At 32.3% G+C, this 24,202-nt stretch carries 18 protein-coding genes; 15 read left to right on the top strand and 3 right to left on the bottom strand.

The genetic code is table 11. The features are described from left to right. Positions 1-14: 14 nt before the first annotated feature. Positions 15-698, top strand: a complete 684-nt coding sequence (locus BM246_RS06180; protein WP_042504208.1) for a hypothetical protein — start codon at positions 15-17, stop codon at positions 696-698. Positions 699-714: 16 nt separating this feature from the next. Continuing rightward, complete coding sequence (locus BM246_RS06175; protein ID WP_083415725.1) at positions 715-1,830, top strand: glycoside hydrolase family protein; 1,116 nt, start codon at positions 715-717, stop codon at positions 1,828-1,830. An 82-nt stretch (positions 1,831-1,912) separates the two neighbouring features. Here BM246_RS06175 and gltX read toward each other — a convergent pair whose 3' ends face one another. Next, a complete protein-coding gene (gene gltX, locus BM246_RS06170) occupies positions 1,913-3,424 on the bottom strand; it encodes a glutamate--tRNA ligase (RefSeq protein WP_074936554.1) in 1,512 nt (503 codons plus the stop codon). Positions 3,425-3,615: 191 nt separating this feature from the next. Between gltX and BM246_RS06165 the strand changes: the two genes are divergently transcribed. The 5 genes from BM246_RS06165 to BM246_RS06145 all read left to right on the top strand — a co-directional run bounded on the left by BM246_RS06165 (position 3,616) and on the right by BM246_RS06145 (position 11,682). Further along, positions 3,616-7,062: a hypothetical protein gene (locus tag BM246_RS06165; protein ID WP_074936552.1), complete on the top strand. Its 3,447-nt coding sequence runs from the start codon at positions 3,616-3,618 to the stop codon at positions 7,060-7,062. Further along, complete coding sequence (gene ybeY / locus BM246_RS06160; protein ID WP_042504164.1) at positions 7,055-7,465, top strand: rRNA maturation RNase YbeY; 411 nt, start codon at positions 7,055-7,057, stop codon at positions 7,463-7,465. The genes BM246_RS06165 and ybeY overlap by 8 nt, the downstream gene beginning before the upstream one ends. 84 nt (positions 7,466-7,549) lie before the next feature. Beyond that, positions 7,550-9,421, top strand: coding sequence for a tRNA uridine-5-carboxymethylaminomethyl(34) synthesis enzyme MnmG (mnmG, locus tag BM246_RS06155; protein WP_074936550.1), 1,872 nt, complete (start codon positions 7,550-7,552; stop codon positions 9,419-9,421). Positions 9,422-10,039: 618 nt separating this feature from the next. Then, complete coding sequence (locus tag BM246_RS06150) at positions 10,040-10,900, top strand: class I SAM-dependent methyltransferase (RefSeq protein ID WP_042504161.1); 861 nt, start codon at positions 10,040-10,042, stop codon at positions 10,898-10,900. Positions 10,901-11,151: 251 nt separating this feature from the next. Then, positions 11,152-11,682: an OmpH/Skp family outer membrane protein gene (locus tag BM246_RS06145; RefSeq protein ID WP_074936548.1), complete on the top strand. Its 531-nt coding sequence runs from the start codon at positions 11,152-11,154 to the stop codon at positions 11,680-11,682. Between the two features lie 86 nt (positions 11,683-11,768). Here BM246_RS06145 and BM246_RS06140 read toward each other — a convergent pair whose 3' ends face one another. Continuing rightward, positions 11,769-12,923 (bottom strand): DNA polymerase III subunit, encoded by a 1,155-nt coding sequence (locus BM246_RS06140; protein WP_074936546.1) that lies wholly within the window; start codon positions 12,921-12,923, stop codon positions 11,769-11,771. A gap of 206 nt (positions 12,924-13,129) precedes the next feature. Here BM246_RS06140 and BM246_RS06135 point away from each other — a divergent pair, with 206 nt between their 5' ends. The 3 genes from BM246_RS06135 (at position 13,130) to BM246_RS06125 (ending at position 17,225) form a co-directional block, all read left to right on the top strand. Further along, on the top strand, positions 13,130-14,317 hold the full coding sequence (locus BM246_RS06135; protein ID WP_074936544.1) for a phosphoglycerate kinase: 1,188 nt from the start codon (positions 13,130-13,132) through the stop codon (positions 14,315-14,317). 296 nt (positions 14,318-14,613) lie between these two features. Continuing rightward, the gene (locus BM246_RS06130) at positions 14,614-16,200 is read left to right on the top strand and encodes a lytic transglycosylase domain-containing protein (protein WP_042504152.1); all 1,587 of its coding nucleotides are present in this window, start codon (positions 14,614-14,616) and stop codon (positions 16,198-16,200) included. Positions 16,201-16,217: 17 nt separating this feature from the next. Next, positions 16,218-17,225, top strand: a complete 1,008-nt coding sequence (locus BM246_RS06125; RefSeq protein WP_042504150.1) for a DUF4837 family protein — start codon at positions 16,218-16,220, stop codon at positions 17,223-17,225. 73 nt (positions 17,226-17,298) lie between these two features. On the opposite strand, the gene tatA is transcribed toward BM246_RS06125, so the two are convergent. Continuing rightward, positions 17,299-17,484 (bottom strand): twin-arginine translocase TatA/TatE family subunit, encoded by a 186-nt coding sequence (tatA, locus tag BM246_RS06120; RefSeq protein ID WP_042504148.1) that lies wholly within the window; start codon positions 17,482-17,484, stop codon positions 17,299-17,301. Positions 17,485-17,625: 141 nt separating this feature from the next. On the opposite strand from tatA, the gene BM246_RS06115 reads away from it, so the two are divergent. From BM246_RS06115 to rfbB, 5 genes are all read left to right on the top strand, one after another. Next, positions 17,626-18,495, top strand: coding sequence for a M23 family metallopeptidase (locus BM246_RS06115; RefSeq protein ID WP_074936542.1), 870 nt, complete (start codon positions 17,626-17,628; stop codon positions 18,493-18,495). 289 nt (positions 18,496-18,784) lie between these two features. Beyond that, positions 18,785-20,269 carry a GH3 auxin-responsive promoter family protein gene (locus BM246_RS06110; protein WP_074936540.1) on the top strand — a complete coding sequence of 495 codons (1,485 nt, stop codon included), beginning with the start codon at positions 18,785-18,787 and terminating at the stop codon, positions 20,267-20,269. Positions 20,270-20,315: 46 nt separating this feature from the next. Further along, positions 20,316-22,007, top strand: a complete 1,692-nt coding sequence (locus BM246_RS06105) for a DUF6909 family protein (RefSeq protein WP_074936537.1) — start codon at positions 20,316-20,318, stop codon at positions 22,005-22,007. A gap of 4 nt (positions 22,008-22,011) precedes the next feature. Then, positions 22,012-23,082: a hypothetical protein gene (locus BM246_RS06100; protein ID WP_074936535.1), complete on the top strand. Its 1,071-nt coding sequence runs from the start codon at positions 22,012-22,014 to the stop codon at positions 23,080-23,082. Positions 23,083-23,142: 60 nt separating this feature from the next. Then, positions 23,143-24,195: a dTDP-glucose 4,6-dehydratase gene (rfbB, locus tag BM246_RS06095; protein WP_074936533.1), complete on the top strand. Its 1,053-nt coding sequence runs from the start codon at positions 23,143-23,145 to the stop codon at positions 24,193-24,195. The last annotated feature ends 7 nt before the right edge of the window (positions 24,196-24,202 follow it).

Raw genomic sequence — 24,202 nt, 5'->3', positions numbered from 1 at the left:
TATCCGGAACTAGTATGAAATTTATTCGACCTTTACTGTTAGTAGCCATTACCCTATGTTTTGTTACAAAATCTTTTTCTCAAAAAGGAAATATACGTATTACAAACAGTATAAATATCGGTGGTGGTATTACACAATTTAATATTGATACCGATAATTTTGAAACCAAAAGTGCTCAAGGTTTTTTAGCCGGAACAGCTGCAATTGTAGATTTACCGCATAAATTTTATAATATGAGTTTTGGTTTGCAGCTCTCTGAAAACCATATTGAAATACTAGGTAGACCAAGTTTAATTAGCTCAGAAGAGGCCTATATAGATTATAAAATATTTGCTGCTCAGTTTGCTTTATTAATGCATATAAAGGTAATACCAAAGCATTTTACTATCGATATTGGGCCAATGTTGCAATATAATAGTAGGTTGGAGTTTGATGATAAAGGGCAAGATGATTATTACATTGCGAATTATACTAATTTATCGGCTAAGGATATTACAAATATTTCTCAATTTAATTTCAACGGAGCCGTAGGTGCATCAGTTGGAATAAACAACTTCAAACTTAAAGCTCAATATATTTACGGATTTACAAACATTCTTAATAAAATTGAAAATCAAAGCTTAGACTTTTCTGGTGGAGATTCTCGTTTTAAAGGCAATCAAAATATGTTAGTTTTGGGTGCGATAGTTATGTTTTAAATTAAAAAAAATAGACATGAAAAGAAGAACATTTATTGAAACCTCTATCAAAGGATCTATAGCATTATCATCTGTTGGTTTATTATCTTGTATAAGTGAGAATAAACCACCCGAAGCATTTATAGATCGCGTTTTGCCTGCTCCAATAGGTGGTGGTTTTCGTGATGATAATTATTGGATTTGGGGTTCATCAGTAATTAAAGGTGAAGACGGAAAATATCATATGTTTGCTTCTAGATGGTCTAAAGATGTTGGTTTTGGTAATTGGGTTACAAACTCTGAAGTAGTTCGTGCTGTGGCCGATACACCAGTTGGACCTTACAAGTTTCAAGAAGTAGTACTCCCTGTTCGTGGACCAGAATTTTTCGATGGTATGTGTACGCACAACCCAAGAATTGTAAAGTATAAAGACAAGTACTTATTATATCATTTTGGGACGACTTACGATTTTGATCAACCCACAAAAGACAATCCAAAACCAGATGGTTATGATTGGAATAAAGCTTGGTTAAACAAACGTGTTGGTTTGGCAATTAGTGATTCTATTTTTGGTCCTTGGGAACGTGTTGATAAACCTGTTATCGAACCTAGACCAGGACATTGGGATGCTACAATTACATCAAACCCTTCGCCAGCAGTAGATCCAAAAACTGGTAAAATTTTATTGATGTATAAATCTTCTGTAACTCCAAAGCCACCATTGTTGTTAGGTGTTGCTATGGCAGATAGCCCAAAAGGAGAGTACAAACGCTTAATTGAAGAACCTGTTTTTAGGTTTGAAACTCCTGGTAATAGTCATGTAGATGTTGAAGATCCATACATTTGGTGGGCAGGTGATAGGTACGAAGGTGTTATGAAAGATCGTTCTGGTCAAATTTGTGGAGAAGAAGGTGGAGGCATCCATATTTGGTCTAAAGATGGTGTAAAATGGAACTTATTCGAAAACGTAAAAGCATATAGTCGTGATGTATTATGGGACGATGGATCTACATCGCACCAAAATCATTTTGAACGTCCTTTTGTTTTAGTTGAAGATGGAAAACCTACGCATTTATTTGCCGCAGTTGGAAATGGACCTGAAGCTTGGAAGTTTGAAAACACTTGGAATATGGTGATTCCTTTGAAGTATTAGGAAAGTATTTATAAAGAAAAAGGTCTCTAAATAGTTTTAAAAACTACTTAGAGACCTTTTTTTATTTTAAGGAAACCTAAACTTATATTGTAGCAATTAGCTTTTCAATACGCTTAACCGTTTCGTTTTTTCCAATCATGTAGATAATATCGAAAACATCAGGGCCTTGTAGAGCGCCAACAAGTGCTAAACGCAAAGGCATCATTACTTTTCCAAAACTGATTTCGTTGCTTGTTATCCAACCTTTTATTTCCGTAGTAAGTGTTTCTACCGAAAAATCGGTATTCACGTTTAAAATAGCTATAAGTTGCTTCATAAGGTCGTCTGTACCTTCTTTTAAAGCTTTTTTAGATGCTTTTTCATCATAAGATGTTGGTGTAACAAAAAAGAAATGGCTTAAATCCCAAAAATCGCTCACAAAAGTAGCGCGTTCTTTAATTAAATTTATGGCCATTGCAATGTAGCTTGTATCGATATCTGCTAATTCTGCTTTTGAATTTTTGAATATATCTGCTAACTCTTCATTGTTTTGTTCTTGCATATAATGGTGGTTAAACCATTTAATTTTATCTGGATCAAAACGTGCACCAGATTTGTTTACTTTTTTCAAATCGAAAGCAGCAATCAATTCTTCTAATGAGAAAATCTCTTGTTCTGTTCCTGGATTCCAGCCTAAAAAGGCAAGGAAATTTACCATAGCATCGGCAAAATATCCATCTTCTTTATAACCTCTAGAAACTTCATTAGTTTTTGGATCTTCCCACAATAATGGAAAAACAGGGAATCCTAATTTATCGCCATCACGCTTGCTTAATTTTCCTTTTCCTGTTGGTTTTAAAATAAGTGGAAGGTGTGCAAATTCTGGTGCATCCCATCCAAAAGCTTTGTATAACTGGTAGTGTAATGCCAAAGATGGTAGCCACTCTTCACCACGAATTACATGAGAGATTTCCATTAAATGGTCGTCTACAATATTCGCTAAATGGTAGGTTGGCATGCCATCACTTTTAAATAAAACTTTATCATCTAAAATGTTGGTATCAATTTTTATGTCGCCACGAATGATGTCTTTTAGATGAAGTGTTTCATCTTGCGGACTTTTAAAACGGATTACATAATCGTCTCCAGCATCTAATTTAGCCTGAGTTTCTTCCGCGCTAAGCGATAAAGAATTACTTAATTTTAAGCGATTATGCCAGTTGTAAATAAAGGTTTCTTTATTGGCTTCGCATTGTTTTCTTTCGGCATCTAATGTTTCGGCAGTATCAAAAGCATAGTAAGCATTTCCTGAAGCAATTAATTCTTTAGCGTAAGCTTTATAAAGAGATTTACGTTCGCTTTGGCGGTATGGTCCAAATTTCTCGTTAGTTCCTGGGCCTTCATCAAAAGGCATTCCGCACCAATTTAATGCATCAATAATATACTGCTCTGCACCTTCTACATAACGGTTTTGGTCGGTATCTTCTATTCTTAAAATAAAAGTTCCGTTGTGTTTTTTTGCAAATAAATAATTGAATAAAGCAGTACGAACACCGCCAATATGTAACGGTCCTGTTGGGCTTGGTGCAAAACGCACTCGAACATTTTTGGTCATTTTGTAATTTATAATAAAGCTTAAATTTTTATATTTAAGTGTTAATAGAAACGGTTTTAATCTTTAAAAACTAAGTTTTGTTTCAAGATTTGCGACAAAGATACAATTAACAACTAATTATAAACCTTGTAAAAAATAAAATTGTAGTTTAGTGGGTTAATACGTTAGTACCGAATAGTTTTTAGAAACACATGGATAATTTTAAAAATATACAGCACAAATTAGAGGCATTTATTAATCGATTTTATACTAATGAATTGCTTAAAGGGGCCATTTTATTTTTCGCTATAGGTTTGTTGTATTTTCTATTTACAGTTTTTATTGAGTATGTGTTATGGTTAAATACAACAGCGCGTAGTGTATTATTTTGGTTATTTATTGCTGTAGAATTGGCTTTACTTGTTAAGTTTATTGTGGTGCCGTTGGCTAAATTATTTAAACTTCAAAAAGGGATTAATTATAAGGAAGCATCCAAATTAATTGGTGAACATTTTCCGGAGGTTAACGATAAGTTATTAAATGTATTACAGCTTAATGAAAGTGATTCTAAATCGGAATTATTACTAGCGAGTATCGATCAGAAATCTTTAGAGTTAAATCCAATTCCATTTAAACTAGCTATAAATTTTAGGAAGAATCTTGGGTATTTGAAGTATGCGGCTATTCCGGTTTTAATTTTATTACTTACTTTTTTTACAGGAAATTTTAATTGGTTTAGCGATAGTTATACACGTGTTGTAAATTATAAAACAGCTTACGAGCCGCCTGCACCGTTTCAGTTTTTTGTGGTGAACCAAAATTTAAATGCCATAGAAAATAAAGATTTTAAGCTTATTGTAAAAACGGCTGGCGAAGTTATGCCAGAAAGTGCTCAAATTATTTATAATAACGAAACGTATTTTTTACAACAAAAAGGAATAGGGGAGTTTGAGTATATTTTTCCGCAACCTAAAACAGAAATTAATTTTCAGCTATCTGCAAATAAGGTTACTTCAAAACGGTATACTATAAATGTTGTTGAGGTGCCTTCTCTTTTAGATTTTGAAATGGTTTTAGATTTTCCGAGTCATACCAGTAAAAAAACTGAAACTTTAAAAAGTACAGGTAATGCCATAGTGCCTGAGGGAACGGAAATTATTTGGAAGTTAAAAACAAAATCGACTACTTCTGTCAATTTATTTTCTAAGGATACTATAATTTTCCAAAAATCGGCTCCTGGCATATTTGGCTTAAAACGAAAAATTTTTAAAAATTTTTCATATACGCTAAGCACGAGCAACGCAGATTTAACAAATTATGAGAACCTAGCCTTTAATATAAATGTTGTTAAAGATGAATTTCCAGAATTAAAATTAAAAGTTGAAACAGATTCTGTCGATTTGCAAAGTTTATATTTTTATGGACAAGTAAGCGACGATTATGGTTTTAGTAAATTACAGTTGGTTTATTATCCATCGGAAGATGAAAAAAATAAACAGATAGAAAATATTCCTATTTCAAATTCTAATATTTCGGAATTTATAAGTGCTTTTCCTAATAATTTAAAGATTGAAGAAGGAATTTCTTATAATTTATATTTTCAAGTATTTGATAATGATTTAGTTAATAGGTTTAAAAGTACAAAAAGCAAGGTTTTTTCTTATAGAAAACGCACAAAAGCCGAAGAAGAGCAAAAACAACTGGAAGAGCAGAAAGAAAATATTCAGGATTTAAATAAATCTCTAGAAAATTTTGAAAAGCAAGAGAAGCAACTACAAGAGGTTACTAAAACTCAGAAAGAGAAGTCGAACTTAAACTTTAACGATAAAAAGAAATTAGAGTCATTCTTTAAGCGCCAGAAGGAACAGGACGAAATGATGAAAAATTTCAATAAGAAGTTAAAAGATAATTTAGATGAATTTAAAAAGGATAACTCAAAGGAAGACGAATTTAAAGAAGATTTAAAAAAGCGTTTGGAGGAGAATGAAGAGAAATTAAAAGAAGATGAAAAGTTGCTTGAGCAATTAAAACATCTTCAACAAAAAATTAGAAAAGATGACTTGGTTCAAAAGTTGGATGAGCTTGTTAAGCAGAATAAAAATAAAAAGAAAAGTTTACAGCAATTACTAGAATTAACGAAGCGTTTTTATGTTGAAAAGAAACTAGAAAAACTAAAAGAAGATTTAATGAAGCTGTCCTTAGATCAAGAAAAGTTGGCCAATAAAACGGATGAGGAAAACACCAAAGAAAAGCAGGATGCATTAAATAAAGAATTCGAAAAGTTTAAGGAAGATATCAAAAACTTAGAAGAGGAAAGTAAAGGATTAAAAAAGCCTATTGATATTCCAAGAGATAAATTGGATGAGAAGGAAGTTGAGAATGAGCAGCAAAAAGCATCTGAAGCTTTAGATAAGAAAGAACAGGAGCAGGCTGGCCAAAAACCAAATGGAGAACCAAAGGAAAGTAAAGATCAAAATTCAAAAGACGCTAAGGATAGTCAGAAGAAAGCAGCCAAAAAAATGAAGCAGATGAGTGAGCAAATGGGTGCTGCTATGAGTGGAATGCAAGGCGATCAAATGCAGGAAGATGTAGAAATGCTTCGTCAAGTTTTGGATAACTTGGTTTTGTTTTCTTTCGATCAAGAAGCCTTAATGAATAACTTTAAATCTATAGAGGTTAACAATAATAAGTTTGCTTCATACTTAAAAAAACAAAATAATTTAAAGGAGAATTTTGAGCACGTTGATGATAGTCTGTTTGCTCTATCGTTGCGTCAACCTAAAATATCTGAGACTGTAAATAAAGAAATTACTGAGGTGTACTATAATATAGATCGCGCTTTAGATTTACTAGCTGAAAACAGATTGTATCAAGGAGTATCTAATCAGCAATTTGCTATAACCGCTGCTAATAATTTAGCAAATATTTTAAGTGATGTTTTAGATAATATGCAAGAGAGCATGAGTATGTCTATGGGCAAAGGTCAAGGTGGCGATATGCAATTACCCGATATTATTATGAGCCAAGAGCAGTTGAATAAGATGATGCAGGAAGGTATGAAAAAAGGCGAAAATGGAAAGCCAAAAAGTGGTGAGGGTAAAAAAGAAGGTGAAGGTGAAAAGGATGGAGAAGGGAAGAAGGAAGGTGAAGATGGTAAAGATGGCTCTGGTGGTGATCAAGAAGGAAAAGGTGAAAACGGGAATGAACCGGGAGAAGGTCAAGACGGATTTAGTGAAGATCTAAATGGTGAGCTTTTTAAAATTTACCAGCAGCAACAAGAATTACGTCAAGCTTTAGAAGAGCAACTAAATAAGGAAGGTAAGTTTGGTAAAGGTGGTAATGGAGATAAGTTAGTTAAGCAAATGGAAGATATAGAATTGGAGTTGTTAAATAGAGGTTTTAATAATAGAACGCTTCAAAAAATGATGCAGTTAAAGCATCAGTTACTTAAATTTGAAAAGGCAAGTTTTCGGCAAGGTGAAGATAATAAGCGGGAATCTGAATCGAATACTAATGAGTTTAACAACAGTTCTAATAACCAAATACCTACAGCAAAACAATATTTTAATACTACTGAAATATTGAATAGACAAAGCTTACCTTTGCAGCAAATTTACAAACAGAAGGTTCAAGAATATTTTAAGCAAAGCAATGATTAATTTTAATTACGAAATAGATTTTAATTTAGAGGAAGAAGAGGTAGTTTCTAAATGGATAATAGATGCAATTTCTAATGAAGGTTTTAAATTAGAAGAAATAAACTATGTGTTTTGTGACGATGAATATCTGCATAAATTGAATGTGGAATTTTTGGATCACGATACTTTAACAGATGTTATTAGCTTTGATTATTCGGTTGGAAAAATTGTTCAAGGCGATATATTTATTTCTGTAGAAAGGGTAATTGATAATGCAAAGGATTTTGAAGTGGAGTTTGATAGCGAGTTAAAACGCGTTATGGTTCACGGTGTTTTGCATTACTGTGGGTATAAAGATAAAACGGAATCGGACGCTAGTTTGATGCGAGAAAAAGAAGAGTATTATTTAAACTTAATTAAGTAGAAACTTCGGTTTAGGTTTATTGATTTTAATATAAAAATATTTGTGTTCCACGTGGAACATTACTAGTTAAAAAAAAGGAAAAGCATGTTTAATGATGTTTATGATGTTATAGTTGTTGGCGCTGGGCACGCAGGAAGCGAAGCCGCTGCCGCTGCTGCTAATATGGGTAGTAAAACACTGTTAGTTACTATGAATTTACAAAACATCGCTCAGATGTCTTGTAATCCAGCGATGGGTGGTATTGCTAAAGGACAAATAGTTCGAGAGATAGATGCGCTTGGTGGGTATAGCGGAATTGTTTCCGATACATCGGCTATTCAATTTAAAATGTTGAATAAATCTAAAGGGCCTGCAATGTGGAGTCCGAGAGTTCAAAGTGATAGAATGCGTTTTGCTGAAGACTGGAGAATGCTTTTAGAAGGAACGCCTAATCTTGATTTTTATCAAGATATGGTTTCTAGTTTAATTGTAGAAAATCATAAAGTGGTTGGTGTAAAAACCTCTTTAGGAATTAGTATAAAAGCTAAATCTGTTGTGCTTACAAATGGTACTTTTTTAAATGGCTTAATTCATATCGGAGATAAAAATTTTGGTGGTGGTAGAGCAGGAGAAAGAGCGGCAACTGGAATTACAGAACAGCTTGTAGAATTAGGTTTTGAATCTGGTAGAATGAAAACTGGAACACCTCCAAGAGTTGATGGTCGTAGTTTAGATTATTCTAAAATGCTTGAACAACCTGGAGATGTAAATCCAGAAAAATTCTCTTATTTGGATATTACAAAACCTTTGGAAAAACAACGTTCTTGTTACATGACTTACACGAGTCTTGAAGTGCATGATTTGCTTCGCGAAGGCTTTGATAGGTCTCCGATGTTTAACGGTAGAATTAAAAGTTTAGGACCGCGTTATTGCCCTTCTATTGAAGATAAAATTAATCGCTTTGCCGATAAGGATCGTCATCAATTATTTATAGAGCCGGAGGGTTGGAATACCTGTGAGGTTTATGTTAATGGCTTTTCTACATCTCTACCAGAAGATGTTCAGTTTAAAGCTCTGCGTGGTGTGGTTGGTTTTGAGAACGTGAAGTTTTTTAGACCAGGATATGCTATTGAATACGATTATTTCCCGCCTACACAATTACAGCATACACTAGAAACTAAGTTGGTAGAAGGCTTGTATTTCGCAGGTCAAATAAATGGAACTACAGGTTATGAAGAAGCTGCTTCTCAAGGTTTAATGGCTGGTATAAATGCAAGTTTAAAAACCCAGGAGAAAGATCCTTTTACTCTAAAAAGAGATGAGGCATATATAGGTGTTTTGGTTGATGATTTGATTACTAAAGGAACAGAGGAGCCTTATAGAATGTTTACATCTCGTGCCGAATATAGAACACTTTTACGTCAGGATAATGCAGATATTAGGTTAACGCCAAAAGGATTTGAGTTGGGTTTAGCTTCTGAAAAACGTTTAAAACGTATGGAGGAAAAGCATGATGCTGCTGCTAAATTTGTAAGCTTTTTTGAAACTCAAAGCGTGAAACCGGAGGAGATTAATCCGATATTAGAGTCTAAAAATTCTGCGCTTGTTAATCAATCTGGAAAGCTTTTTAAAGTGTTCGCTAGGCCTAATGTGGATATGGAAGATGTGCGTAAAGTTGAAAGTGTTGAGGCGTATATTCAAGACAATAATTTGGATAGGGAAGTGATAGAGCAGACCGAAATTCAGGTAAAATACTCTGGGTATATTGCAAAGGAGAAAGTGAATGCAGATAAGTTATCACGTTTAGAGTATGTAAAAATACCTGCTAATTTTGATTACTCGCAGATTAAATCTATGAGTTTAGAAGCTCGTGAAAAACTTAAAAAAGTACAACCCGCAACAGTATCTCAGGCATCAAGAATTAGTGGTGTTTCACCAAATGATATTTCTGTTTTACTGGTTTATATGGGAAGGTAATCCATAATAGTTGTTTAAAAGAAAAGTTATTTGAGTGAAATTAAATAGCTTTTTTTAATGTTCCACGTGGAACGTTTTGAGATTTAAATCTGATATTTTTTGTGTTTTTTAGGTTTTAGAATATAAAAACCAGAATATAAAATCTAAAAAGAGTATCGATTTTTGAATTGAATTTTCTGAAAAAAAAGTTATTTGCATGAATCTTGATCTTGTTTATGAAGAATTTGAATCTGATTTTTTTTAATTTTTGTAGAAAGAAATAGATATCATTTCTAAATTTAAAATAAGATTAGCTTCAGTAAATTTATCTAAAAAGTGTTTTGGTTTATAAAATAATATTGAAGTTTTGTGTTGAATTAGTTGTTGGGATTTAATTTTAAAACTCTAAAAAAAGATTAAAACAGAAATAAAACATTTAATTTAAAGTGAAAAATAATTAAAATATAGATGTCGTTTTGAGGTTGAGACCTAAATTAAAGATGGTTGTTTTTTAAATTTGTAAGACTGAAAATAGTTTTAATTTTAACTTTAATCTATAATAATAAATAAGAAAACGGGCTTCAATTATTTATAGAAGTAATCGTTTTTAAAGTGTCAATTAAATAAATTACGTGGTTCGTGGTAAAAAATCAATCAACAAATAAGTACTTAAAAGTAAAAGATTATTCTGTTTCTGGAGAAGAATTTGAGTTAATAGAAAACCAAGAATATGGTTTTTTAGAAACTACACCGCAACCAACTTTAGATAAATTACCTGGGTATTATCAAAGTGAAGATTATATTTCACACACCGATTCTAAGAGAAATGCCTTCGAAAAGGTGTATCATTTGGTGAGAAGTATTTCACTAAAAAAGAAACTTAAGCTTATTAATTCTTTTTCTTCGGAAGCAAAACAGCTTTTAGATGTAGGTTGTGGTACAGGTGATTTTTTACAAACCGCACAACAAAATGGTTGGTTGGTTTCTGGTATTGAACCAAACGAAGAGGCTAGAGGTATAGCGAATAGTAAAACAAATAAGTCTGTTTTTGATACAGAACAACTTCAAAAATTTGAATCGAAACAATTTGATGTTATTACGCTTTGGCATGTTTTGGAACATTTACCGAATTTAGAAGATCATATAAAAACCTTTAAAACACTTTTAAAAGACAACGGAACTTTACTTATTGCTGTTCCTAATTACAAAAGTTTTGATGCAAAACACTATAAAGAATTTTGGGCGGCATTTGATGTGCCTAGACATCTTTGGCATTTTAATCAAGTTTCTATTTCTAATTTAGTTTCTAAACAAAACATGAGTGTTGTAAAAACAAAACCCATGCTGTTTGATGCGTTTTATGTGAGTATGCTTTCTGAAAAATATAAAACAGGCAAGATGAATCCGGTTAAAGGATTTTGGTACGGTTTACGTTCTAACTTGAAATCTATAAGCTCAAAAGAGGCTTCTTCGTTAATTTATATCATTAAAAACAGCTAAAAATTATTTTTAGCTATCTATTTTAGATTATTTAACGTTATAACGTCTAAATATAAGTCGGTTTTTTTTAAATCGCTTAGAGCGCTTTATATGAAGCTGTTTTTGATAGTAATTATTTATTTAGACTTTAAATCGGTATAAGTTTTTGTTATATGTTAAAATCCGAATAATTACATGATGTTTTAAAGCTTACTTTATTACATTTGTTCGGATTAAAAAAATTAACCAAAATATAATCAAAAAAAATAAAAATGAAGAACATACTTTATGTTGCCATCGCGATGCTTGTTTTAGCATCTTGTGAAAAACCAAATAAAATTGGATTTGTAGATAACGGAGTCGTTATTAATGATTATCAAGAAAAAATTGACTTAGAAGTAAAATACAAAGCTAAAGATGAAGCTTTTAGAAAAAGAGCAGATAGTATTGGATTAGCTTTTCAAACAGAAGCTCAAAAAACACAAGCCGAAGCGCAAAGAATTGCTAGAAGCAATAGAAAAAAAGCAGAGGAGTTAATGACGGGTTTACAGCAAAAACAACAACAGTTACAACAGCAAATGCAAGTTGAACAACAACAATTAACACAAGCTTTTCAAGCAGATATAGATTCTGTAATTGTAAAAGTTAAAGATTTTGTTGGGGCTTACGGTAAAACAAATGGTTATAACTATATCTTAGGAACTAGCGAAGCTGCTGCTACAGTAATGTACGGTGAAGAGAAAAGCGATCTTACTAAAGCAATTGTTGAAGCTATCAATGCTGATTATAAGAAAGCAGAATAAGCTTTTAGATTATAAAACGGAAAAGGCCTATTAAATAATTTAATAGGCCTTTTTTTATGCTGTAAACTAACTAGTTTAAAACGTTTTTAATCTGCTTTTTTATGTAGTAAACGCGTTAGTTTTATAGACAAATCGGTAAGTATAATTTTAGAGTTTCCGTTACGTTCTATATGGTAGATGGCATCTTGAAGCTCATTACTAATGTCCATAATGTTGTTTCCGTGTACGTAAGGAGCAAAATTTTCTAGCTTAAATTTATCAGATTTAGGTTCAAAAAACACCAAATCATCAGCTTTATAATTAAGTAGTAAAGCTTGTCTAAAAAAGTCTAAACAGAAGTTTAAAAATTGCTTTTGAGTTTCACGTCCTGTTTTAGCAATATCTTCACTCCAAGAAATTAAATCTAGAATAGCAGCCTTGTTTCCTTTAGCTTTAAAGGCGCTTCGAATCCACATAATAAACCAAGTTTCAAACTGGTTATCTTCGGTATCTTGATATACTAAATCGCATGCTTTATTGTAATTCCCATTGCTTTGGTGTGCTATTTTAGTAGCTACATTTCTATCAATATTAAATTGCTTCACTAACGCGTCTACAATAACATCTTCGGCTAGTGGCGGAAAGTGTAAAATTTGACAACGCGAACGTATGGTGTTTATAATTTGCTCTTCTTCTTCAGCAATTAATATAAAAACGGTTTTATTTGGTGGCTCTTCAATTAGCTTTAAAAGCTTATTGGCACAGGCGCCGTTCATTTTTTCGGCCATCCAGATAAGCATGACTTTATAACCGCCTTCGTAAGACTTCAGTGTAAGCGATTTTACAATATTTAGCGCTTCGTCTACACCAATTTGGCCTTGTTTATTATCTACGCCAAGTAGTTTGTACCAATCGAATAAGTTTCCGTAAGGTTGTTCTTTTAAAAGTTTTCTCCATTCTTCTAAGTAAAAACTAGACACCGGTTTACTTTTTACTTTATCGCTGGTAGTTACCGGAAAAGCAAAGTGTAAATCGGGATGCGAAATACTATTAAATTTTAAATTGCAAGCTTCGTTTCCAGAGGTGTTTTCTCCTCCAGAATTTGAGCATAGCAAGTATTGTGCATAAGCGATAGCCATGGGTAATGTACCCGAACCTTCGTTACCTACAAATAATTGCGCGTGTGCAATTCGTCCATTATCAACACTCGTGGTTAAATGGTTTTTTATGTGATCTTGACCTAAAACATCTTTAAAAAGCATGAAACAAACGTACATAAAATTTAGTTATTTTTTTGTAATTTATCTATGAATATCTACTAAAACGGGTTGTATCTAGAGTGTACATTTCTAGTTTTTAAAAATTATCGCTTCGCTACATCGTTTTCGTTAAAAAACACGTTTTAAATGGCTGTTTATTTAGTTACATTTGTGAATCAAATAGTTAAAAATTAAAACATATAAATAAAATGAAAACGCTTAACGATTTTAATTTCGAGAATAAAAAAGCATTAATTCGCGTAGATTTTAATGTGCCTTTAAATGATAAGTTTGAAGTTACTGATGCTACGAGAATTGTATCTGCAAAACCAACAATTATTAAAATTTTAGAAGATGGTGGAAGCTGTATTTTAATGTCTCATTTAGGTCGTCCAAAAGGTTTTCAAGATGAGTTTTCTTTAAAGCACATTGCTAGTAAAGTAGAAGATATTTTAGGTGTTGAAGTTAAAACAGTTGCCGATTGTGTTGGTGTAGATGTTGAAGCTGCTGCTGCAAGCTTAGAGCCAGGACAAGTTTTATTATTAGAAAACTTACGTTTTTACAAAGAGGAAACTGCTGGAGATAAAGATTTTGCTGAAAAACTATCTAAGTTAGGTGATATTTATGTGAATGACGCTTTTGGTACAGCACACCGTGCGCACGCATCTACAACTATTATTGCTCAATTTTTTAACGGTAAAAAATGTTTTGGTAGTTTATTAGCACAAGAAATAGAAAGTATTAATAAAGTAATGGAAACTGGGGAGAAGCCTGTTTTAGCTATTCTTGGAGGAGCAAAAGTATCGTCTAAAATTACTATTATCGAAAACATTTTGGATAAAGTAGATCACCTTATTATTGGTGGTGGTATGGCATTTACTTTTGTAAAAGCACAAGGTGGTAAAATTGGTAATTCTATTTGTGAGGATGATAAAATGCCTTTAGCTTTAGATATTTTAAAACAAGCAAAAGAGAAAAACGTTCAAATTCATATTCCTGTAGATACTGTTGCTGCAGATGATTTTAGTAACGATGCTAATACACAAATTGTTGATATTAACGAAATTCCTGATGGTTGGGAAGGTGTAGATGCTGGACCAAAATCTAGAAAACAATTTCATGATGTTGTAATGCAATGTAAAACCATACTTTGGAATGGGCCATTAGGTGTTTTTGAAATGGAAAGTTTTGCTGGTGGAACTATAGAATTAGGGAATTCTATTGCCGAAGCTACTAAAAAAGGAGCGTTTTCTTTAGTTGGTGGTGGAGATTCTGTTGCTGCTGTTAAGCAATTTGGTTTTGAGCATAAAGTAAGTTACGTAAGTACTGGTGGTGGTGCTATGTTAGAAAGCTTAGAAGGAAAAACACTTCCTGGTATTGCTGCTATTTTAGAATAGGCAGTATATCGTTTTAAGGATATAAAAATCATCTTGGTTTTCTTTTTTATTGAAAGAGTCTAAGGTGATTTTTTTGTACGTATTAGTTTCGTTTAAGCTAAATTTTGGTATATATTTTGCGGTGAGGTTTTAGAGTTGTTTTTAGAATTAAAAAGATGGTTTTGTAGTGTTTACGGACGTTTTAACATGCTTTGTTTTTTTTGAATTAGAAAGTAATTAATATTTAGTTTTCTAATTCTCATAAAAAAACACGACTTTAGCCATAACATCGTTGAATAACGAACTGAACAGATTTTATGAATTTCCGATTTTATATAGTTTTATTTATCTTTAATATTAGCTTTTGTTATGCTCAAAAGGCCGATTCTACATTGGTACAAGGCGTAAAAGTTAAAGATTCCCTTGTTCAGAAAACGAGCATGATGCAAGATTCTTTAATCGATAGAACAACGCAAGGTGTTAAAGAAATCTTGGTTTTAAAAGATAGTTTGTCTTTCAAAACATTAAAAGATGATGCTTACGCGGCTAAAATTGACCAAAAGTGGTTGGAAGAACTGTATAGCAATGCCCTTTATGATACTATTTACAAGTCTGTAAGCGAGTTAAAGTACGATCCTGTTGATTACCCTGAATTATCTACAGACACTTTAAAAGCGCGCTTAAAAAGGCTTGATGCGCGTACACCTTTTAATGTGGAATATAATCCATCGTTAGAAAGTGTTATAAAGTCGTATTTAAAGCATAGAAGGCGTCATTTACAAACATTAATTACGGCGAGTGCATTTTATTTCCCGATGTTTGAGCGTGAGTTAGATAATCAAAATATTCCTTTAGAGATTAAATATTTGGCCATTGTAGAATCTGCATTAAAACCTCGTGCAAAATCTAGAGTTGGCGCTACCGGTTTGTGGCAGTTTATGTTTGCTACCGGAAAGCAATATGGCTTAGACGTTAGTAGTTATGTAGACGAGCGTAGCGACCCAATAAAATCCACAATAGCGGCTTCTAAATACTTATCAGATTTGTACCGTATTTTTGGTGATTGGGATTTGGCTTTAGCTGCTTATAATTCGGGACCAGGAAACGTTTCTAAAGCTATTAGGCGTTCTGGAGGTTACAGGAATTATTGGAATATTCGACATAATTTACCACGTGAAACAGCTGGATATCTACCTGCTTTTTTGGCAAACATGTATATTTTTGAATATGCAGAAGAGCATGGGTTTACAAAGTATAAACCCGAAATAGCATATTTTGAAACCGATACTATTCGTGTAAAACGTATGATTACCTTAGATCAAGTTTCGGAAGTTACAAGTGTGCCTATAGAGAAATTACAGTTCTTAAATCCTTCATATAAATTAGATGTTGTTCCTTTTATAAAAGAAGAAAATTATAGCTTAAGGTTACCAAATGAAGTGATAGGAACCTTTGTAAATAATGAAGATTCTATTTATGCTTACGCTAAAGCGGAATTTGAAAAAAGAGAAAAACCATTACCGCAATTTTTTGAGGCGGATGATAAAATTACCTATCGTGTAAAATCTGGCGATTACTTAGGTAAAATTTCTAGAATGTATGCGGTTAGGGTTAGTGATATAAAACGTTGGAATGGCTTACGTAGTAATAGCTTAAAAATTGGGCAGCGATTAACTATTTTCCCTAAAAAACCTCATACTTCAACATCTAGCGCACCAAAGGCAGCTGTTAAAATAAAGCCTATTAAAGGCGAGGTAGTTTATTATACGGTAAGTGATGGAGATTCGTTATGGAGTATTTCTCAAAAATTTCCTGAAGTTTCTGTTCAAGATATTAAAGAATGGAACGGTATTAGTGGTAGTAAATTGAAAATAGGTATGAAACTTAAAATAGCTAAACTTTAAAAAAACAATATATCATTATGCGAAAAATTATTTTTTCTGCCATGGCTTTAATATTATTAGTGTCTTGTGGCGATAAGAAAACTTCAGATAATTCTATGTTACCAGATTCTTCTGGAAATATTAGTCATGTTTCTGTGGTTTTAGGTAACGATTTATGGGACGGTAGTGTAGGAGAAGCGATTAGAAATATACTGGGAACACCTATTTATGGACTTCCGCAAGATGAGCCTATGTTTTCTGTAAGTCAGATTCCGGCATCGGTTTTCTCTGGTTTTGTAACTAAAAACAGAACGATTTTAAAGATTGTTCCGAATAAAGAAGCTGGAATTAAATATGTTGATGATGTGTATGCAAAGCCCCAAAAAGTAATTACCGTTTCGGGGAAAACACGAGAAGAGATTATTAGCACGCTTAATGCAAATGCCGATAAAATTATTGAAACTTTCAGAAATGTCGAGCTTACGGAGCGTTTGCGTCAAATGAGTAAATCTAATCACACGCATACATCTATAGAAGAAAAGTTGGGATTAACCATTGATTTTCCTTCTATTTATAGAATAGCGAAGGAGAGTGATAATTTCTTTTGGGTAAGAAAAGAGATAACAACCGGAACTAATAATTTAATGATTTATACTCTACCGTTTGATGCAATAACGCGAAATGATAGTGTGGTTAATCAAATTATAAAAGTAAGAGATTCTGTTGGTGAATTATACATTCGAGGAAGACAAGACGGTGAGTTAAAGGCTAACGGTGATAAAATAGAGTCGTATATGATTACTGAGAACGCGTATACGCCTTTTCATGGTGAAACTATTGTAGATAATAAGCCAACTTTAGAGACTAAGGGTTTGTGGGATTTAAAAGCCGATTTTATGGGCGGACCATTTATTAACTATGCTATTGAAGATAAAATTAATAAACGTTGGGTAGTTATTGAAGGTTTTGCTTTCGCACCATCGGTAGAAAAACGTAACTATATGTTGGAACTTGAAGCTATTATTAGATCGGTTAAAATAAAGTAAGTTAAGAAAACAGCATAAAAAAAGACCAACATTTACATGAAATGTTGGTCTTTTTTTTAAACTAAAATTAGTTTTATTCTTTTTTGTTGCTTGCTGTATCTTCTTCTTTACTAGCGTCTTTAAATTCTTTAATTCCACTACCAAGTCCGCGCATTAATTCAGGTATTTTTTTACCTCCAAATAAAAGTAAAACAACCACTACAATTAAAATAATTTGTGGAGCCCCAATCATTCCTAAAAATATGTTCGATAACATCATAACTTTCAATTTTGTTTTGCAAAGTTAATAATTAAACTTAAATAACATCGTTTTAAACATAACTTTAGCATATTGCCAAACACGTATTTAAATAGTTGAATTTGTAATTACTTAATAAATTCTATTTATTTTTGTTTTAACATGAAAGAAAAAAAGAAAAAGCCAAAGAAAATAAAACGCAAACTGCTTGATAGGTATAAGCTTGTTATACTTAACGAAAATACGTTTGAGGAGCGTTTATCGCTTAACTTAACGCGTTTAAATGTGTTTGTTTTAATATCGGTGTCTGCTATATTTTTAGTGGCAGCAACTTATGCTTTAATTGCATTTACACCACTTAGGGAGTATATTCCTGGTTATTCTTCAACAGCATTGAAAAGAAAAGCTACCGAATTGAATTATAAAACGGATTCTTTACAGAAAGCGATTTCGGTAAATGAATTGTATTATGCATCAATAAAAAAGGTTTTAAAGGGAGATTTAAGCCCGGAAAATTTTGATAAAGATTCCATTATTCAAGCAGTTCAATTAGAGGCTAGTGAGGTAGATTTAAATCCGTCTTCAGCCGATTCTTTGCTTCGTGAAAAGGTAGATAAAGAAGATAAATATAATTTGTTTGAGTCGGCAACATCGGCGACCAACTTTATATTATTTCCTCCAGCAAGTGGAACTATTAGTGCATCTTACAATGTAAAAGAAAAGCATTATGCTGTAGATGTTGTAGTCGCAAAAGATACACCAATTAAGGCTACAGCCGATGGTATTGTAATTTTTGCCGAATGGACCGCTAGTACAGGTTACGTGGCGATAATAGAGCATAGTTATGGTTTAATATCTGTATACAAGCACAATGCAAGTTTAACAAAAGCACAAGGTGATTTGGTAAAAGCAGGCGAGGTTATTGCTACTGCGGGAAATACAGGTGAGTTATCTACTGGGCCACATTTACATTTTGAGCTTTGGAATGATGGTTATCCTATTAATCCAACAAATTTTATAGATTTTAAATAATATGTTCAGTTTAAATTAGGTTTTGAATCTTTTGACTTTTATGTTATTTTCTTTAGTTGAAATTAAATAAAAACACCCTATTTCACTTGTAAAAACCTAGTTGTTTGTAGAATGAAAATAATGGTAGAAGCTTTATATATTAAGGTTAAATTTTATAAGAGTAACCAAAATAATTTTGCTAAATTACGTTACTTAAATAGTTCGAAAAATTTAGCTATATTTTATCAAATTTAACTGACGAACGTGATAGTTTAATTATTAATTGGTTTAAAACGCATTCAAAATAAATATGTTTTCATTAAAAGCTGCATTAGCAAAACCCTTTGCAAAACGTGTTTTTAAATCCATTCAAAAATGGAGCAATAACCCTGTGGAAACTCAAGAAAAGGTGTTTCGTGAGTTAATTACAAAAGCTACGGCAACTCAATTTGGTGAGGATCATGATTTTGTTAGTATAAACTCGCATACCGATTTTGTAAAACGAGTACCTGTTCGAGATTATGAAGCCTTAAAACCTTATGTAGAACGAGTAGTTGCTGGCGAAAAAGATATTCTTTGGTCCGGGAAACCATTATATTTTGCAAAAACTTCGGGAACAACCTCTGGCGCAAAATATATTCCTATTACCAAAGAAAGTATGCCAAGCCATGTAGAAGCGGCTCGAAATGCGATTTTAATGTATATACACGAAACTGGTAATGCTAAGTTTGTAGACGGAAAAATGATTTTTTTACAAGGAAGTCCTATTTTAAAAGAGCAAAACGGAGTGCAATTAGGACGTCTTTCAGGTATTGTGGCGCATTATGTGCCTAAATATCTTCAGAAAAACAGATTACCATCTCTAGAAACTAATTGTATTGACGATTGGGAAACCAAGGTAGATGCCATAGTAGAAGAAACATTACCGGAGGATATGACTATTATTTCTGGAATTCCATCTTGGGTACAGATGTATTTTGAGAAGCTTCAGGAAAAAACGGGTAAAAAAGTTGGCGATATTTTTAAAAATTTCAACTTGTTTATTTTCGGAGGTGTGAATTACGAGCCTTATCGTGCTAAATTTGAAAACCTTATCGGAAGAAAAGTAGATAGTATTGAACTCTATCCTGCAAGTGAAGGTTTTTTTGCTTTCCAAGATAAACAGAATGAAAAAGGCATGTTACTTCAATTAAATTCTGGCATATTTTACGAGTTTATAAAAGCCGATGAGTTTTTTGATGATAACCCGAAACGAATTACTATTGGTGCTGTTGAGATTGGTGTAAATTATGTAATGATTATTTCGTCTAACGCTGGGCTTTGGGCTTATAATATTGGTGATACTGTTGAGTTTACTTCGGTAACACCATATCGTGTTATTGTTTCGGGGCGTATAAAACATTTTATCTCGGCCTTTGGAGAGCACGTAATTGGTAAAGAAGTAGAGCAGGCCATGCAAGAAGCAACGGCAAATACAGATATTCGCGTTTCAGAATTTACTGTGGCACCACAAATTAATCCTTCGGAAGGATTGCCTTATCATGAATGGTTTGTAGAATTTGAAAATAACCCTGAAGACCTTTCCGCTTTAGCGAAAAAAATAGACCAGTCATTACAGATCCAAAATAGTTATTATTTCGACCTAATAAAAGGCAAGGTATTACAGCCTTTAAAAATCACAAAAGTTGAGAAAGATGGATTTCAAAATTATATGAAGTCTATTGGTAAATTGGGCGGACAGAACAAAATTCCAAGGCTTTCAAACGACCGTAAAATAGTTGATTTATTACGGTAAGAAAATTAATTAAAATAGTATTACCTTTGACCCACCAAATTAAATTATGAGTAATAAAAAACATCACGAAAGAACGAGAGCTCAGGAGAGTTCGAATGCTATTGAGCGCTTGTATATTACTATGCGCCACTTATTTAATCGCGGTTTCTATAAACCCATGGGGATTTCTGGTGAAACACTAAGGAGCTCTTTACTTTTATTGAGACCAGAAATTTACGGTTCTATTGGCGACGAAAAAGCTGAGCTTGAAGGTTTGCTTTACGTAATTGATAGATTACCCATTGGTATTGAAGAGTGCATGTTTATAAATTTAACCAGTGATGAAGGTTATGGAGATTCGCATTTTGAACCTATAATTCCACCAAAAAGACGTCGTAATTGCTACCGTATTGATGATGAGCAGATGAATATTGAAATTACACGCGGTCGCTCTGAAATTTACGATATTTTAACTCACCTTACTTTTCTGTTTGTAGAGTCTCATAAAATTAGCACACGTGTATTAATTAATGATGAAGGTGATACAACGCGCGATTGGATAAAACTAGAAAATGCTGTTTTATCTAAAAAGAAATTTACACAAGAAGAACGTGAAGTTGCTATTACACATACTGCAAATATTTTAGGCAGAACGTTTAAAGAAATTACGGATGTATATAGCGCATTTTCTACGGCTTCGCAGCCAGAGCGTTTGTTGCATATTGTGTATTGGTTAGGTAAATTGGCGATAGAAGAACTGGTTGGTAATAATAAACGAACTATTACTTTTAGCCCGGTTTTAAGAGAGCGTATTGGTCATCATATCCATGGTGAAATATGGTCGAATACCATTAAGGAAACATTACACAAAAATAATTTATTAGAACGACCAATTCATATTATAAGTGCAAATATGCACAGTGTTATGAATACGCTTTTTACTCCAAATGCTTTAAAAACTATTGTTGCTAAAAAAGATATATTTGAAGTTTATGAGTCTTTGAGTCATAAAGAAAATGAGAGTTTACGCAATAAAATTTCTAAGGAAGCGTTGCAAAAAGGGATGTTTTATATTAAAGATACATCGGGAGCAAACATTGATGTGCAAATATTTGACACCAGTAAAATTGATAATTCTAAGTTAGATATTAAAGCTTGTGAAACCGTTTTAAAAGAAAAGAAGCCCGTAATTATAGTAATGGACTATGCTTTTGGAGAGCAAGCTTACGAAACGATAGACGAACTTTTAAAGCCATATAAACCTAAAGGGAAAGAGAAAGTACATATGAATGTAGAATCTCTATCTATAATGGGTAAAGCGGGTATTTTAGAAGGTGGTAAAGGTGATATTATGATACCATCGGCGCATATTTTTGAAGGTACGGCAGATAACTATCCTTTTGATAACGAATTAAAACGTGAAGATTTAGAAGGAAAAGGTGTAAATGTTTATGATGGTTCTATGATAACCGTTTTAGGAACATCGCTTCAAAATAAAGATATTTTGAAATTCTTTTATAATTCCACATGGAATGTGATTGGATTAGAAATGGAAGGTGCACATTACCAAAAAGCAATACAAGCTGCATCTAAAGTACGTGGAAGTATAAGTCCAGATGTAAAAGTGCGTTATGCATATTACGCTAGTGATAACCCGTTAGAAACAGGAGCAACATTAGCCTCAGGAGGTTTAGGTGCCTCAGGAGTAAGGCCAACATACTTAATTACAAGAACCATATTAGAACAAATATTAAATTAAAATTATGAGTAAAGAGTTACCACAACCGCAACAATCTGAAGAGGTAGATTTAGGACAGTTATTTAAACTTATAGGAAATGCTTTTGATAGACTTTTTAAGTTTATTGGAGGGTTTTTTACAAAAATATTTGGATTATTTATAGGTGTTCTATCTCATTTTTTTAAAAGAAAAATTTGGTATGCTTCGGTTGTTATAATTGGTTTTGCAATAGGTTTCTTTATGGATTCAACGTCTGATAAAACTTATGGAGCAAATATGTTTATCGAGACTAATTTTAATTCCGCTAGGCAGGTTTACGAAAATATTCAAGAATTTCATCAATTAGCCAATAAAGATAAAGATTTTGTAGAGCTTTCTAAGCGATTAAATATCACAGAAGAGGAAGCGAAAACATTAAAAGGGTTTTATATTCAACCAGATGCAGATGAAAATTTTATCGTAGAGAAATATTCAGGTTTTTATAAAAAATTAGATTCTATTTCAAGATTGGAGATGGATTATGAACGGTTTAAAGAATCTTTATCATCTTATGATTTTAGAATCCATAAAATTGGTGTAGCAACAACAAATAAAAAGATTTATAAGAGTATAGAGGAAGCTTTTATTAAAGAAATATCTCGTAATATTTATTTAGAAGAAATTGTAGAGGTTAATCTTGAAAACTTAAATAGAAAAGATGATGCTCTTTTAGTGCAGATACAAAAAACAGACTCGTTGGTAAAAGAATATTTAAGCATAAGAATAAACGAATCTAAAAAAGAGAACTTGACTGGTTCTGGGACAAATTTATATATGGGTAATGCGGAATCTGGAAGTTTAATTGTGGATGAGTCTGTGATTATAGAAAAACGTCTTGATCTAGAGGCTCAAAGAAGAATGATTAATAAAGATAAGGTTGAGCAAAAAAATGTTATTAATGTGATAGCTAATTTCCCTACTAATGGTTATGATATTAGTAATTGGTATGAGAAGAAGAAATTTCTAATACCTTTAGTTTTATTTGTATTAACTTTTTCCGTTTTTATTACTATTGGTTTAGGACAATACTTAAAAAAGAAAGAAGGTAATAGTTAAGGGTTTCTTGTACTATTTAAATTAGTGTTTATAGTGTTAAAATAAATTCTGTTAAAAATTATGAAGCCTAAGTCTATTTTAATAACGGGAGGAGCTGGATTTATAGGTTCTCATGTTGTTAAATTATACGTACAAAAATATCCTCATTATAAAATTATTAATTTGGATGCCCTTACATATGCTGGTAATTTAGAAAATTTAAGAGAAATTGAATTAAAGAATAATTATAATTTTATAAAAGGAGACATTACGGAAGAGGTTTTTGTGAATGAGCTCTTTAAAAAATATTTATTTGATAAAGTAATTCATTTAGCTGCGGAGTCTCATGTAGATAGGTCTATAGAAGACCCTTTAGCTTTTGTTAAAACAAATGTCATAGGGACTTTGAATTTGTTAAATGCTTTTAAAGATACTTGGGAGAATAATTTTGATGATAAGCTTTTTTATCATGTAAGTACAGATGAGGTCTATGGAAGTTTAGGTGAAACAGGCTTGTTTAATGAAAAAACCGCATATGATCCAAATTCTCCTTATTCAGCCTCTAAAGCCAGTTCAGATCATTTTGTTAGAGCGTATGGAGAAACTTATGGTATGCCATACATTATTACAAATTGCTCTAATAATTACGGAGAAAATCAGTTTCCGGAGAAGTTAATTCCTTTATTTATAAATAATGTCATTAACAATAAGTCATTACCAGTTTATGGAGACGGAAACTACACTAGAGATTGGCTTTATGTACAAGATCATGCTGCGGCTATTGATTTAGTTTTTCATAAAGGAATAAATAAAGAAACTTATAATATTGGAGGCTCTAATGAGTGGAAGAACATCGATTTGGTAAAACTGCTATGTAAGCAATTAGATGAAAAATTAAATAGAAAAGAAGGGAGTTCCGAAAACTTAATAACTTATGTCAAAGATCGCCCTGGTCATGATTTACGATATGCTATTGATGCTTCAAAAATAAAAAATGAATTAGGTTGGACGCCTTCTGTAACATTTGAAGAAGGTTTAAGCAAAACCATAGACTGGTATTTAAATAACCAAAAATGGTTAGAGAAAGTAACCAGTGGAACTTATAAATTATACTACGAAGAACAGTATAATTAAAATATTA

Origin of the sequence: Algibacter lectus, from assembly GCF_900112395.1 — a bacterium.
Classification (GTDB): domain Bacteria; phylum Bacteroidota; class Bacteroidia; order Flavobacteriales; family Flavobacteriaceae; genus Algibacter; species Algibacter lectus.
The sequence above is the reverse complement of the archived record's forward strand: the minus strand, read 5'-3'. Positions and strand labels throughout refer to the sequence as shown.

What these genes read in the sequence shown, in the direction of transcription:
- BM246_RS06115 (WP_074936542.1), top strand. Translation starts at nt 17,626, where the DNA reads ATGAAAGAAAAAAAGAAAAAGCCAAAGAAAATAAAACGCAAACTGCTT.
- BM246_RS06125 (WP_042504150.1), top strand. Translation starts at nt 16,218, where the DNA reads ATGCGAAAAATTATTTTTTCTGCCATGGCTTTAATATTATTAGTGTCT.
- BM246_RS06140 (WP_074936546.1), bottom strand. Translation starts at nt 12,923, where the DNA reads ATGCTTTTTAAAGATGTTTTAGGTCAAGATCACATAAAAAACCATTTA.
- BM246_RS06100 (WP_074936535.1), top strand. Translation starts at nt 22,012, where the DNA reads ATGAGTAAAGAGTTACCACAACCGCAACAATCTGAAGAGGTAGATTTA.
- BM246_RS06175 (WP_083415725.1), top strand. Translation starts at nt 715, where the DNA reads ATGAAAAGAAGAACATTTATTGAAACCTCTATCAAAGGATCTATAGCA.
- tatA (WP_042504148.1), bottom strand. Translation starts at nt 17,484, where the DNA reads ATGATGTTATCGAACATATTTTTAGGAATGATTGGGGCTCCACAAATT.
- rfbB (WP_074936533.1), top strand. Translation starts at nt 23,143, where the DNA reads ATGAAGCCTAAGTCTATTTTAATAACGGGAGGAGCTGGATTTATAGGT.
- BM246_RS06105 (WP_074936537.1), top strand. Translation starts at nt 20,316, where the DNA reads ATGAGTAATAAAAAACATCACGAAAGAACGAGAGCTCAGGAGAGTTCG.
- BM246_RS06180 (WP_042504208.1), top strand. Translation starts at nt 15, where the DNA reads ATGAAATTTATTCGACCTTTACTGTTAGTAGCCATTACCCTATGTTTT.
- gltX (WP_074936554.1), bottom strand. Translation starts at nt 3,424, where the DNA reads ATGACCAAAAATGTTCGAGTGCGTTTTGCACCAAGCCCAACAGGACCG.
- BM246_RS06135 (WP_074936544.1), top strand. Translation starts at nt 13,130, where the DNA reads ATGAAAACGCTTAACGATTTTAATTTCGAGAATAAAAAAGCATTAATT.
- BM246_RS06130 (WP_042504152.1), top strand. Translation starts at nt 14,614, where the DNA reads ATGAATTTCCGATTTTATATAGTTTTATTTATCTTTAATATTAGCTTT.
- BM246_RS06145 (WP_074936548.1), top strand. Translation starts at nt 11,152, where the DNA reads ATGAAGAACATACTTTATGTTGCCATCGCGATGCTTGTTTTAGCATCT.
- BM246_RS06165 (WP_074936552.1), top strand. Translation starts at nt 3,616, where the DNA reads ATGGATAATTTTAAAAATATACAGCACAAATTAGAGGCATTTATTAAT.
- BM246_RS06110 (WP_074936540.1), top strand. Translation starts at nt 18,785, where the DNA reads ATGTTTTCATTAAAAGCTGCATTAGCAAAACCCTTTGCAAAACGTGTT.
- mnmG (WP_074936550.1), top strand. Translation starts at nt 7,550, where the DNA reads ATGTTTAATGATGTTTATGATGTTATAGTTGTTGGCGCTGGGCACGCA.
- ybeY (WP_042504164.1), top strand. Translation starts at nt 7,055, where the DNA reads ATGATTAATTTTAATTACGAAATAGATTTTAATTTAGAGGAAGAAGAG.